Origin of the sequence: Streptomyces melanosporofaciens (assembly GCF_900105695.1) — a bacterium.
Lineage (GTDB): Bacteria > Actinomycetota > Actinomycetes > Streptomycetales > Streptomycetaceae > Streptomyces > Streptomyces antimycoticus.
Genome location: NZ_FNST01000002.1, coordinates 3,162,888 through 3,175,824 on the forward strand (window position 1 = coordinate 3,162,888; position 12,937 = coordinate 3,175,824).

The window sequence follows — 12,937 nt, forward strand, 5'->3', positions numbered from 1 at the left end:
CCCGCGGGGCACCCCGCCCACGCCAAGCACGGCGGAGGAGGACACCGGGCCCATCAGGGCCATGACGCGGACACCTCGGCGCCGATGACCCACCGGCAGATCATGGAGGCGCTCTCCGGGCTGCTGCTGGGGATGTTCGTCGCGATCCTGTCGTCGACGATCGTCTCCAACGCGCTGCCCGAGATCATCGCCGATCTCCACGGCGGTCAGTCCGCCTACACCTGGGTCGTCACCGCCACCCTGCTGGCCATGACCGCCGCCACCCCGCTGTGGGGGAAGCTCTCCGATCTGTTCAGCAAGAAGCTGCTGGTCCAGATCGCCCTGCTGATCTATGTCGCGGGCTCCGTGGTGGCCGGCCTGTCGCAGAACCCCGGCATGCTGATCGCCTGCCGTGTGGTGCAGGGCGTCGGCGTCGGCGGTCTGTCCGCCCTGGCCCAGGTCGTCATGGCGGCGATGATCTCCCCGCGTGAGCGCGGCCGGTACAGCGGCTACCTCGGCGCGACCTTCGCCGTCGCGACCGTCGGCGGTCCGCTGCTGGGCGGCGTGATCACCGACACCTCCTGGCTGGGCTGGCGCTGGTGCTTCTACGTCGGCGTTCCGTTCGCCGTCATCGCGCTGATCGTGCTGCAGAAGACCCTGAAGCTCCCCGTGGTCAAGCGGGACGTCAAGGTCGACTGGAGCGGCGCCTTCTTCATCAGTGCGGCGGTCTCGCTGCTGCTGCTCTGGGTGACCTTCGCGGGCGACAAGTACGACTGGATCTCGTGGCAGACCTACGCGATGGTCGGCGGTTCGATCGCGCTCGGCCTGATCTTCATCCTGATCGAGTCCAAGGCGCGCGAGCCGATCGTCCCGCTGCGGCTGTTCCGCAACAAGACGATCACCCTCGCCTCGCTGGCGTCGCTCTTCGTCGGTATCGCGATGTTCTCCGGCACCGTCTTCTTCAGCCAGTACTTCCAGCTGGCACGGGGTGAGACGCCCACCATGTCGGGCGTCATGACCATCCCGATGATCGGTGGCCTGTTCATCTCCTCGACCGTCTCCGGTCAGGTCATCACCAAGACCGGTCGCTGGAAGGCATGGCTGGTCATCGGTGGTGTGCTGGTGACGGCGGGCCTCGGGCTGCTGGGCACCATCCGGTACGACACCCCGTACTGGCACATGGCGATCTACATGGCGCTCATGGGCCTCGGCATCGGCATGATGATGCAGAACCTGGTGCTGGCGACCCAGAACCAGGTGGCCCCGCAGGACCTCGGCGCGGCCAGTGCCGTCGTCACCTTCTTCCGCTCCCTGGGCGGTGCGGTGGGCGTCTCGGCGCTCGGTGCGGTGCTCGCCAACCGCGTCACCCACTACGTCAAGGACGGCCTGTCCGACCTCGGCCCCAAGGGCGCCGCGCTGGGCCACGCCGGCACCGGCGGCGGTGGCATCCCCAACGTCAAGACGCTGCCCGAGCCGATCCGCACGATCACGGAGAGCGCCTACGGCCACGGTGTCGCGGACGTCTTCCTCTTCGCCGCTCCGGCCGCGCTGCTCGGCCTTCTGCTGACCCTGTTCATCAAGGAGGTCGCCCTGAAGACCAGCTCCGGATCCCAGCAGGCCGCGACCGCCTCGGACGCCCCGGCCACCGACGCCACCCCGGCCGACGCGATGGCGGCCCCGGCCGCCGCCGGACAGGTCGCCGACCTCGAGCCCGCGCTCGTGGGCGCTCCGGCCGCCGGGATGCCCGAGCCGGACTCGGGCGGTGCCCTCGCGGCCACCGCCCCGCAGCGCCTGGCGGCCTTCGCCTCCGCCGGGGGCGACGGCGCGGACCATCAGCCCCGGCAGGGTGTGCACGGCTTCGTGCGGAACGCGGACGGCGGCCCCGTCGCCCGCGCCGCGGTGACGCTGATCTCGCTCGCCGGTAGGCAGCTCGGCCGCTCGGTGGCGCACCCCGACGGCTCGTACGCCCTGGACGCGCCGAGCTCCGGCTCGTACGTCCTGATCGCGGCGGCCGACGGGCACCAGCCGCAGGCGTCCACGATCGTGGTCGGGGACGACCCGCTCGGCTTCGACATCGTCCTGTCGGGCACCAGCGGTCTGGTGGGCACCGTGCGCGGCGCCGCCGACGGCCGTCCGGTCGACGCGGCGATGGTCGTGGTCACCGATGTCCGCGGCGAGGTGCTGGCCACCGGGAAGACCGGTGAGCAGGGCGACTTCGGCTTCGATGAGCTGGTCTCCGGGACCTTCACGCTCGCGGTGAACGCGCCGGGCTACCGGCCCGCGGCCCTGCCCGTCGAGGTGGGCGCCCAGGGTCTGACCCGGGTGGAGATAGCCCTGCAGGCCGGCGCCCGGGTGCAGGGCATAGTCCGGGCCGGTGCCGACCGGCGCCCGCTGCCGGACGCGCGGGTCACCCTCGTGGACGCGGCCGGGAACGTGGTCGCCACCTCCACCACCGGTGAGGACGGCGCGTACGCCTTCACCGACCTGGACGCGGGCGACTACACGGTCATCGCGAGCGGCTACCCGCCGGTCGCGGGGGCGCTGACGGTCTCCGGGCCCGGCGTCGACGGCCACGACGTCGAGCTCGCCCACCCGGGCGAGTGACGGAACCCCGGGCCCGGGGCGCGTAAGAGCGGAGACGCGCCCCGGGCCCGGTCCGGGTGACGGATTTTTCCGCCGGTCCCGGAACCCGGATCCCGGCGGCGGTGTAGTGAAGGCAGGGGACGGCCTTACACCGCCGCCCGGATCCGGCGCACAAGCACGACGAACACGACGTACACGGTGAACACGTCGAGCACGACCAGCTCGACCAGCACGTCGAGTACGACCAGCTCGACGAGCACCACGCACACGACCATCAACACCAGTACCACCAGCAGCACGAGCAACACGAGCGACACCCGAGCGGGAGCGAAACGCGGCATGACGACCACAGGAGCAGGAGCAGGCGGGGGAGCGGGGCTGCGGGCCCGGATCCACACCCGCGACGGCTGGGCGGTCCAGCACGCGGTGCTGACCGTCACGGATATGACGGGCGCGCAGGTGCTGCGCGCGCAGGCCGACGGGGACGGCGCCGTGCGGACCGACGAGCCGCTGCCGCCGGGGCCGTACACGATCATCGCCACCGCCGTCGGCTATGCCCCGGTCGCGTCCACGGCGATCGTCACGGCCTCCGGGCGGGCCGAGGTGGGCACGGTGGTGCTGGCGCGGCAGGGCGGGGTGGAGCTTCCCCCGCCCGGTGCGTGGACACTCGACCCGGCGCATTCGACGGTGGCCGCGGTCGCCCAGCACTTGGGCATCTCCAGCGTGCACGGCCGGTTCACGGAGTTCGGCGGGCGGATCGAGGTCGGCGAGGACATCGAGAAGTCGCGCGTCGAGGCGGTCATCCAGGCCGCCAGCATCGACACCGGCAATGCCATGCGGGACGGCCATCTGAAGTCGCCCGACTTCCTCAATGTGGAGGAGTTCCCGCAGCTGACGTACCGGAGCACGCATCTGAGCGCGGCCGGGGCCGACCGCTGGACGGTCCATGGCGAGCTGTCGATGCACGGCGTCGTCCGGGACGTGGACCTGGACCTGACGTACCTGGGCACGGGTCCCGACCCCTGGGGCGGAGTGCGGGCGGCCTTCCGGGCCGTCGCCGAGCTGCGCCGCGAGGACTTCGCGATGAACTACAACCAGGTGGTCGCGGCGGGCATCGCGGCGATCGGCACGACCCTGCGGGTGGAGCTGGACATACAGGCGGTGCAGGGCGAGGAGCTTCCCACGGCCTGACCGCCCGGCGGCCGCCTGACCGGTCGGGCCCCGACCGCCCGGCAGCCGGACCGCCCCGCAGCCCGACCGTCCGGCGGCTGACGTCCGGGGCGGCGCCCCGGTCCGCCGGGCCGTGTCGAGCGCCGCGCGCTACCGGTCCCGCAGGGCTTCGATACCGGCGATCGCGAGGTCCAGGGCGAACGTGAAGTCGCGGTCCTGCATCTCCTCGACCGTATTGCCGCCCCGAGCCTTCATGATCTTCCGCGACTCGTCGAACTCCATACGGTCCGCGACCGAGCTCATCATCTCGTGGAACAGCTCGTCCTGGGTGAGTCCCGCCGCCCGGCAGCGGGCGGCGAAGCGGCCCTCGATCGTGCCGAAGCCGTAGACGAACTGGTAGACGAGGGACAGCGCGCTGGTGATCTTGTCGTCCGGCAGTCCGCTGTTACGCATCACGGCCAGCGCGGCGTTGCTGAAGACCACCGCGTTGGGCCCGATGTTGAGGTACTCCCCCAGCAGCGCGGGCAACCAGGGGTGGCGGACCATCACCTGCCGGTACTCCGCGGCGAGCTGGCGCAGCTGCTCACGCCAGTCCCGCGGCTCGGCCGGGGAGTGCTCATGGCCCTCGACGGACCCGACCGCCTCCATGGGCAGCGCTATCTCGCCCATCGCGGCGTCGAGGGCGAGTTCGAGCAGATGGTCCTTGGTCTCCACGTACCAGTAGACCGACATGGCGGTCACCCCGAGCTCCGCCGCGAGCCGCCGCATCGAGAAGCCGGACAGGCCCTCGGCGTCCAGCAGCCGCATCGTCGCCGCGACGATCTTCAGATGGTCGAGCCCGACGGGCTGCTGATCGCCCTTGCGCTTGGGGGCCTTGCGTTCGGAGAGCCAGACGCTGGACCGCGGGCGGACGGTACGGCTGCCGGTTGCCATGGCGGCGCCTCTCTTTCTCCGATGCGCTGGCACCATGCGTCCCGGGACCCGGCACGCGGCACCTCACTCCCTGCAGATGCTATGCCGCCGGGACCTCCTGTGAAGATCGTTCGGCCCTGCTGAGCAGCAGCGCGGCCAGCAGCCCGCCCGCCAGCACGGCCGCCGCGCCGACGAGCTGGCTGGTCTCCAGCCCGGAGGAGAAGGCGTCCGTGACGGCCGCCCGGTCTCCGGGGGTACGGGCCGCGGCGAGGGCGGCCGGGAGCGAGCCGGCTCCGGCGGCGGCCGCGGGCAGCAGCGAGCTGAAGCGGGAGTTGAGCACCGCGCCGAGGACGGCCACGCCGAGCCCGTTGCCGAACTCGGTGAGGGTGCCGTTGACGCCCGCGCCCACCCCCGCCTTCTCCGGCGGGATGGCCGACATGATGGCGTTCGCCATCGCGGGCATGGCGAGCGCGATCCCGGCCCCCATCACCACCAGCCCCAGCAGCATTCCGCCGTAGCCGTCCGCGCCGAGGACCGCGATGAGCGCGAGCCCGACCGCGAGCAGCCCCATACCGCCGACGATCGTCAGCGGCGTCCCGAGCTTCGGCAGCAGCCGGGCGCCGACCCCGGTGAGGTTGAGCGCCACGATCACCAGCGCGAGCGGCGCGGTGCGCAACCCCGCGTCCAGCGCGTCGTAGCCGAGCACGAACTGCAGATGCTGGGTGAGCAGGAAGAGCGAACCGCCCATCCCGAAGGCGACGAGGATGCCGCCCGCGACGGCGCCCACGAAGCGGCGGTCCCTGAAGAAGTGCATGTCCAGCATCGGATACGGAATATGACGCTCCCACAGCGCGAAACCGGTCAGCACCACGACCCCGACGAAGGCGGAGAGCAGCACCCGGATCGAGGTCCAGCCGTGGTCGGGCCCGGCGATGATCGCGTAGACGACTCCGGTCATACCGATGGTCGAGAGCACCGCGCCCAGCAGATCGGGCCGGTCGCCGACCGGGTCCTTGGACTCGGGCACCAGCCAGATCACGGCGATCAGCCCGAGCAGCGCGACCGGAATGTTGATCAGGAAGATCGAGCCCCACCAGAAGTGCTCCAGCAGCGCGCCGCCGATCAGCGGACCGGCGGCGAAGCCGAGCGAGCTGACCGCGCCCCACAGGCCGATCGCCTTGGTCCGCTCGGCCTCGTCGAAGATCTGCACCACGACCGCGAGCGTCGTGGTCATCAGCAGCGCTCCGCCGATCCCCATGCCCGCGCGGGCGGCGATGAGCTGGCCGGCCCCCTGCGCCAGCGACGCGAACACCGAGCCGACCCCGAACAGGGCGAGCCCCGCGACCAGCATCTTCTTACGGCCGTAGCGGTCAGCGGCATTGCCCGCGGTGAGCAGCAGCCCCGACTGGACCAGCGAATAGGCGCTGATCATCCACTGGATCTCGGCGGTGCTCGCGTCCATCTCCCGGGCCAGGGAGGGGACCGCGACATTGAGGATCGTGTTGTCCAGCAACACGGTGAGCTGAGCGAGGCAGATCACCGCGAGGATCAGCCAGCGCTGAGGATGACCACCCGGGGACGGGTCGGGTGGAGCGGAGGCGGCGTCGGCGTCGGCGGTCGAAACCGTCATGGGGACTCCAGGCAGAGGCTTCTACGGTGTATGACGATGTGGTCGCTGTACACCGTACAAGCATCGCTGTACGGCGTACAGCGAATTACCGTCCATGCACCGCACGCGCGTACGGGCCGGTGGCCAGGGGGAAACCCGGCCACCGGCCCGTACGTACGGGACTCCGGCGTCAGTCGAAGAGCGTCCAGGACGTCGAGGACGCCGACGACTTCGAGGACGTCGAGGACTTCTGTGTCAGGTCATAGAGCGTGGTGCTGCCCACGGTGACCTTCTTGTAGGTGGCCTCGATCCAGGAGGTGATCTGGGACGAGGTCCCCTGGCCGCCGCCCGGCCCGCCGCCCATACCGGTGCCCGAGGAGATGAAGTAGTGGATCTTGCCCTGCTGCACATACTCCTTGAACTGGGCGAGCGTCGGGGACGGGTCGCTGCCGTTGAAGCCGCCGATGGCCATCACGGGCTGCTGGGTGGCGAGTTGGTAGCTCGCGGCGTTCTGGGAGCCGATCGCCGCGGCCGCCCAGGTGTAGTCGTCGGCGTTCTTCTCCAGCTTCGCCTCCGTCTTGGCGTCGACCTGCTGACCGTCGAGCAGTCCGCCCATGCCGCCGCGCCGGCCGCCCTCGCCCATGCCGCCGCCACCGGGCAGCATGCCCGGTCGGCCGTTCTGGCCCTGGCCCTGCCCCTGCCCCTGTCCCTGGCCCTGCCCCTGCCCCTGTCCCTGGGCGTTGCCCTTACCGTTCTGCGGAGACTGGCCACCGCCCGGGAAACCGCCGCCGGGGAAGCCGTTCTGACCGCCCGGCTGACCGCCGCCGGTGCCACCACCCGGCATGCCCTGCCGACCGCCCTGCCCCTGGCCCTGCTGCCCCTGCCCCTGCTGGCCCTGGCCACCCTGCTGATTGCCCTGGCCCTGCCCCTGCAGGCCCGCGCCCTGGCGTCCGTTCCGCATCCCCGGCGGGCCGCCCATCCGGCCGCCACCGGGGCCGCCCATACCGCCCGCCACCGACGGACCGGCGGTCACGATGGAGCCGCGCTTCGGGGTGTCCACCGTGTTGAGCGTGTACGCGACCGGCCCGGCCAGCCCCGCCGCAAGGCCCAGACCCGCCGCGGCCAGCGCCGCCGTCCGGCCGAGGCGCGCCGTCAGCAGCATCCCGGTCAGCAGCAGCCCGGCCGCCGCCGCGAGTCCGCCGATCAGCACCGCCCAGCGCAGCCAGGGGTGCCAATCCGCCGACCGCCCCAGCAGCGCGTACGACACATAGGCGGTCACCGCGACCGTGACGGCCAGCACCGCCGAGGCCGCCGACCCGGCCCGGCCGCCTTCGTTCCGCCGCTCCCACAGCAGCGCCGCGCCCATGCCCACGACCGCCGCGATATAGGGGGCCAGGGCGATGTTGTAGTACTGGTGGAAGATCCCGGACATGAAGCTGAAGGTGGCGAACGTCATCAGCAGCGCCCCGCCCCACACCAGGAAGGCCGCGCGCCGGGTGTCGGTGCGCCCGGCCCGCCAGGTCAGCCAGATCCCGGCCGCCAGCAGGATGAACGCCGCGGGCAGCAGCCAGGCGATCTGACCGCCCATGTCGGAGCCGAAGAGCCGGTCGATCCCGGTCTCGCCCCACCTGCCGCCACCGCCACCGCCGCCACCCGGGCCGCCCCCGCCGACGCTGCCGGTCTCATTGCCGTTGATCCGGCCCAGACCGTTGTAGCCGAAGGTCAGCTCCAGGAAGCTGTTGTGCTGCGAGCCGCCGATGTACGGACGCGAGGACGCCGGCCACAGCTCGACGATCGCGACCCACCAGCCGCCGGAGACCACCATCGCGAGCCCCGCGAGCAGCAGTTGCCCGATCCGCCGGCCGAACTTCGCCGGGGCGCACACCGCGTACACCACCGCGAGCGGCGGCAGGATCAGCCACGCCTGCAGGGTCTTGGTGAGGAAGCCGAGGCCGAAGCAGACCCCCGCGAGCAACAGCCACGTGGTGCGGGCGTCCTCCAGCGCGCGCAGCACGCAGTAGACGGCCGAGACCATGAGCAGACACAGCAGCGCGTCGGGGTTGTTGAAGCGGAACATCAGCGCCGCGACCGGGGTGACCGCGAGTGCCGCGCCCGCGATAAGCCCGGCGGCCGCGCTGAACCTGCGCCGTACGGCCGCGTACAGCACCCCGACCGTCGCGACGCCCATGAGCGCCTCGGGGACGAGGACCGCCCAGGAGGAGAGGCCGAAGAGCCGCACCGACAGGGCCATCGGCCACAGTGCGGCCGGGGGCTTGTCGACGGTGATGGAGTTCGCGGCGTCGGAGGAGCCGAAGAAGAACGCCTTCCAGCTCTCGCTGCCCGCCTGCACGGCCGCCGAGTAGAACTGGTTGGCATAGCCGGACGCGCCCAGGCTCCACAGATAGAGCACGGTGGTCACGGCCAGCAGGGCCCACAGGGCGGGCCGCGCCCAGCGCGGGTCCTCCGGCCGCCCCCGCCAGACCCGCGTCAGGCGCGAACCGCCGGTGGCCTGCGGCCGCGCCGCCTGCCGCCCGTCCGTGGCCGCCAGGGTCGCCGGGGTCGCCGGAGCCACCTGGCCTGCCGGGATCGCCGAGGCCGCCAGGGGCTGTGGAGGCTGCGGGGCAGCCGGGCGCTGCGCGGCCGCCGGGCGTCCGGCGTCCCGGGTGCCGTGGTCGTAGGTCGTCATCGGTTGTCGTTCCTCAAGTCGTCGGTGGTGGCGCCGCTGTCCGACGGGAAGACCCAGGCCCGGAAGAGCAGGAAGCGCAGAACGGTCGCGGCGAGGTTCGCCGCGATCAGCACGGCCAGTTCGGTGCCGTGCGCGGCGGTGCCGGGGGCGGCGTCCAGAGCGGCGAGGGAGCCGCTGGTCAGCACGAGGCCGATGCCGAAGACGACCAGCCCCTGGGCCTGGTGGCGCATTGCGCGGTCCCGGCCGCGTACCCCGAAGGTGAGCCTCCGGTTGGCCGCGGTGTTGCCGAGTGCCGACAGCAGCAGCGCCAGCGCGTTGGCCACCTGCGGGCCGGTGCCCAGCCGGAAGAGCGAGTACAGCAGCAGGTAGACCAGCGTGCTCAGCGCGCCGACCACACAGAACCCGACGAGTTGGCGGGCCAGCCCCTTCGGCACCCCGCTCAGCTCGCGGTCGCGCGGATCGTCGCCGAACGGACGGCGCACCCGGTCCAGCGGCAGCGCACCGGTGGCCAGCGCGCGCCCCACCCGCCACACACCCCTGAGGTCCTCCGTGGCCGTCCTCACGAGGTGGACCGTGCTGTTCGGGTCGTCGACCCAGTCCACCGGCACCTCGTGGATGCGCAGCCCGGCGCGCTCGGCGAGCACCAGCATCTCGGTGTCGAAGAACCATCCGGTGTCCTCGACCAACGGCAGCAGCCGCTCCGCGACGTCCTTACGGATCGCCTTGAATCCGCACTGGGCGTCGGAGAAGCGGGCGGCCAGGCTGCCGCGCAGGATCAGGTTGTACGCCCGCGAGATGAACTCCCGTTTGGGCCCGCGCACCACGCGTGAGCTGCGCGCCAGCCGTGATCCGATCGCCAGGTCGGAGTGACCGGAGATCAGCGGGGCGACCAGCGGCAGCAGCGCCTTGAGATCCGTGGACAGATCGACGTCCATATAGGCGAGCACGGGCGCCTCGGACAGCGACCACACGGTGCGCAGCGCCCGCCCGCGCCCCTTCTGCTCCAGCCGGACCGCCGTCACCTCCTCGATGGACTCGTCCAGGTGGGCCGCGAGTTCGGGCGTGCGGTCCGTGCTGGCGTTGTCGGCGATGGTGATCCGGAAGCCGTACGGGAAAGTGCGGGCCAGATGGTCGTGGAGCCGTCGCACACACCGCTCGAGGTCCGCTTCCTCGTTGTAGACGGGGATGACGACGTCCAGCACCGGACGGCCGAGCTCGGCCGTCACCGGCCCGCGCACGGGCAAGGTCTGCGGGGGTGTCTCGGGCGGAGCCCCGAGAGGGGTGTCGGTTCGCATGAGGTCGACAGTCGCGAGCCGCGCTGTCACGGCTGTGTGGTCAGCCTGTGGCCTGCCTGTGAGTCCGTCACGGCCTGGTGAGCGGCTTGGTGAGCGGCTTGGTGAGCGGCCTGCTGAACGCCCCGGTGAACGGGCGGGTGGACGGGCAGATGGACGCCGAACACGGTGCGCCCGGGAACGCTGTCCACCGTCACCTGCCCGTCGTGCGCGGCCACGACCGCGTGCACGATGGCCAGGCCGAGCCCCGTACTGCCCGCGCCGCGCGAGCGCGAGGCGTCGCCGCGCGCGAACCGTTCGAATACATGCGGCAGCAGCTCGGGCGGAATGCCCGGACCGTCGTCCTCGATCTCCAGCGAGACGTACGAGGGCGGCTGGGGCGGACCGAAGGCCCCGGCGGCGGCGCGGGCGGCCGCGTATGGCGATCCGTACGGCGGGGCGTACGGCGAGCCGCCGCCCTTACGGTGCCCACGGGGGCCACCGACCCCGGGGGACATGCCCGCGGAGACCCCGGACGACGGACCAGGGGAGACCCCGTAGGCCAGGCCGTACGGCGCCCCGTAGGCCAGGCCGTACGGCACCGGATGCGGCGAGGGGTACGGCGACGCCTGCGGCCCGTCCCACAGCACCCGCGCCGTGACCGTGGTACCGGCCGGGGTGTGCGTACGCGCGTTGGCAAGCAGGTTGACCAGCACCTGGTGCAGCCGTGCGTCGTCACCGTGGACGACCGCGGGTTCATCGGGCAGCTCCAGCCGCCACTCGTGATCGGAGCCGACCGCCCGCGCGTCGCTGACGGCGTCGACGACCAGCGGGGAGAGATCGACCTCCGCGCATTCCAGGGGCCGGCCCGCGTCGAGCCGCGCCAGTAGCAGCAGATCCTCGACCAGCCCGGTCATCCGCCCGGCCTCGGACTCGACCCGGCCCAGGGCATGCCGGGTGTCGGGCCCGATATCCTCCCGGCCGCGCCGGGTCAGCTCGGCGTAGCCGCGGATCGAGGCGAGTGGCGTACGGAGCTCATGGCTGGCGTCGGCGACGAACTGCCGCACCCGCGTCTCGCTCTCCTGGCGGGCCGCGAGCGCCGACTCCACATGGCCGAGCATGCGGTTGAGCGCCGCGCCCACCTGGCCGACCTCGGTGCGCGGATCGGCCTCCGAGGCCGGGACGCGCTCGCTCAGCGCCACCTCGCCGCTGTGCAGGGGGAGTTCGGAGACCCGGGTCGCGGTCGCGGCCACCCGGCGCAGCGGACGCAGCGAGATGCCGACCATCGCGGCCCCGGCGATCCCGGCCGCCACCAGCCCGGCCGCGGCCACACAGAACTCGACGATGATGAGGGTGTTGACGGTCTCCTGGGTCTGGTCGAGCGGGAAGGCGAGGATGATGCCGCCTTCCCGGTGATCCCACTGGGCCACGGCCCGATAGCCGCCGAGGCCGGGCAGATCGATGGTGTGCACCTGCCCGTCCAGGGGCACGGCGGCGAGCGCCTTGCGCTGACCGCTGCTCAGGGAGTCCACCCGGCTGTCGACGTCGATGTCGTTCGTCATGGGCGAGTCATTGCTCTTGCCGGACGTGGAGATCTCGCCGTCCTGGCCGAAGCGTGCCCCGACCGTGCCGATGGGCTGACCGGGCGAGGCGACGAAGAGCACATCGTCCCGGGGGAGTTCGCCCACCGGGCCCGGCTTGTTCAGGAACCGTCCGACGGATGCGCGCAGATCGTCGTCCACCTGGCCCTGGAGGTAGGACTGCAGGGCCAGGGTCGTGACCGTGCCGATCACCGCGCAGACCACCGCGATCAGCGCGACGGCCGAGACGACCAGCCGGGTGCGCAGGGACCAGGGGCGGCGCCCACCCCGCTGAGCGCGCCGGGCGTGCGCCCGCCCCTGCGCCGCTCCCACGCTCCGGGTCGGGTGGGGAGCGGCGGACGTCTCGCGGACATCGGGCGTCTCAGGGACGTGCGCCACGGTGTCTACTCCCCGGGCTTGATCAGATACCCGGCACCACGCCGGGTGTGGATCATCGGGCTGCGCCCCGCGTCGATCTTGCGCCGCAGATACGAGATGTAGAGCTCGACGACGTTGGCCTGGCCGCCGAAGTCATAGCTCCAGACCCGGTCGAGGATCTGCGCCTTGCTGAGCACCCGGCGCGGATTGCGCATGAGATAGCGCAGCAGCTCGAACTCGGTCGCGGTGAGATGGATCTCCCGGCCGCCGCGCGAGACCTCATGGCTGTCCTCGTCCAGGATCAGATCGCCGACGGCCAGCACCGACTCGCTGCGCGCGGCCGCCGCCCCCGACCTGCGCAGCAGGCCCCGCAGCCGGGCGACGACCTCCTCCAGGCTGAACGGCTTGGTGACGTAGTCGTCGCCGCCCGCCGTCAGCCCTGCGATCCGGTCCTCCACCGCGTCCCGCGCGGTCAGGAACAGCACCGGGACATCCGGCAGTTCGCGGCGCAGCCGCCCCAGCACCGTGAGCCCGTCCATATCGGGCAGCATGACGTCCAGGACCACCGCGTCCGGGCGCAGCTCACGGGTGATCCGGATCGCCTCCGCGCCGTCGCCCGCGGTGCGCACCTCCCAGCCCTCGTAGCGCAGCGCCATCGACAGCAGGTCGGCGAGCGCCGACTCGTCGTCCACGACCAGCACCCGGACGGGGCTCCCGTCGGGGCGCAGCAGCTCGGTACGCCCATGGGGCGAGGTCGGCATCATGGGCC

The 12,937-nt window shown here is 72.2% G+C and carries 9 protein-coding genes; 2 read left to right on the forward strand and 7 right to left on the reverse strand.

From position 1 onward, the window contains the following. The first annotated feature begins 84 nt into the window (after window positions 1-84). A complete protein-coding gene (locus BLV72_RS16030) occupies window positions 85-2,583 on the forward strand; it encodes an MFS transporter (protein WP_483153941.1) in 2,499 nt (832 codons plus the stop codon). A 125-nt stretch (window positions 2,584-2,708) separates the two neighbouring features. Here the strand turns inward: BLV72_RS16030 and BLV72_RS47935 are convergent, their stop codons facing one another. Next, window positions 2,709-2,870, reverse strand: coding sequence for a hypothetical protein (locus BLV72_RS47935; RefSeq protein ID WP_167746365.1), 162 nt, complete (start codon window positions 2,868-2,870; stop codon window positions 2,709-2,711). 31 nt (window positions 2,871-2,901) lie between these two features. Between BLV72_RS47935 and BLV72_RS16035 the strand changes: the two genes are divergently transcribed. Then, window positions 2,902-3,753, forward strand: coding sequence for a YceI family protein (locus BLV72_RS16035; RefSeq protein ID WP_093463022.1), 852 nt, complete (start codon window positions 2,902-2,904; stop codon window positions 3,751-3,753). A gap of 129 nt (window positions 3,754-3,882) precedes the next feature. On the opposite strand, the gene BLV72_RS16040 is transcribed toward BLV72_RS16035, so the two are convergent. The 6 genes from BLV72_RS16040 to BLV72_RS16065 all read right to left on the reverse strand — a co-directional run bounded on the left by BLV72_RS16040 (window position 3,883) and on the right by BLV72_RS16065 (window position 12,932). Then, the gene (locus tag BLV72_RS16040) at window positions 3,883-4,665 is read right to left on the reverse strand and encodes a TetR/AcrR family transcriptional regulator (RefSeq protein ID WP_093463023.1); all 783 of its coding nucleotides are present in this window, start codon (window positions 4,663-4,665) and stop codon (window positions 3,883-3,885) included. 79 nt (window positions 4,666-4,744) lie between these two features. Then, on the reverse strand, window positions 4,745-6,274 hold the full coding sequence (locus tag BLV72_RS16045) for an MFS transporter (RefSeq protein ID WP_208905640.1): 1,530 nt from the start codon (window positions 6,272-6,274) through the stop codon (window positions 4,745-4,747). Window positions 6,275-6,443: 169 nt separating this feature from the next. Next, window positions 6,444-8,939 (reverse strand): mannosyltransferase YkcB-related protein, encoded by a 2,496-nt coding sequence (locus BLV72_RS16050; RefSeq protein WP_093463025.1) that lies wholly within the window; start codon window positions 8,937-8,939, stop codon window positions 6,444-6,446. Continuing rightward, the gene (locus BLV72_RS16055; RefSeq protein ID WP_425288379.1) at window positions 8,936-10,234 is read right to left on the reverse strand and encodes a bifunctional glycosyltransferase family 2/GtrA family protein; all 1,299 of its coding nucleotides are present in this window, start codon (window positions 10,232-10,234) and stop codon (window positions 8,936-8,938) included. Before BLV72_RS16055 ends, BLV72_RS16050 begins: the two co-directional genes overlap by 4 nt. A gap of 26 nt (window positions 10,235-10,260) precedes the next feature. Further along, a complete protein-coding gene (locus tag BLV72_RS16060) occupies window positions 10,261-12,123 on the reverse strand; it encodes a sensor histidine kinase (RefSeq protein WP_208906034.1) in 1,863 nt (620 codons plus the stop codon). 71 nt (window positions 12,124-12,194) lie between these two features. Beyond that, window positions 12,195-12,932 (reverse strand): response regulator transcription factor, encoded by a 738-nt coding sequence (locus tag BLV72_RS16065; RefSeq protein WP_093463028.1) that lies wholly within the window; start codon window positions 12,930-12,932, stop codon window positions 12,195-12,197. Window positions 12,933-12,937: the final 5 nt, after the last annotated feature.

Coding starts and splice junctions, on each gene's coding strand:
- BLV72_RS16030 (WP_483153941.1), top strand. CDS start 85: ATGACCCACCGGCAGATCATGGAGGCGCTCTCCGGGCTGCTGCTGGGG.
- BLV72_RS16035 (WP_093463022.1), top strand. CDS start 2,902: ATGACGACCACAGGAGCAGGAGCAGGCGGGGGAGCGGGGCTGCGGGCC.
- BLV72_RS16040 (WP_093463023.1), bottom strand. CDS start 4,665: ATGGCAACCGGCAGCCGTACCGTCCGCCCGCGGTCCAGCGTCTGGCTC.
- BLV72_RS16045 (WP_208905640.1), bottom strand. CDS start 6,274: ATGACGGTTTCGACCGCCGACGCCGACGCCGCCTCCGCTCCACCCGAC.
- BLV72_RS16050 (WP_093463025.1), bottom strand. CDS start 8,939: ATGACGACCTACGACCACGGCACCCGGGACGCCGGACGCCCGGCGGCC.
- BLV72_RS16055 (WP_425288379.1), bottom strand. CDS start 10,234: ATGCGAACCGACACCCCTCTCGGGGCTCCGCCCGAGACACCCCCGCAG.
- BLV72_RS16065 (WP_093463028.1), bottom strand. CDS start 12,932: ATGATGCCGACCTCGCCCCATGGGCGTACCGAGCTGCTGCGCCCCGAC.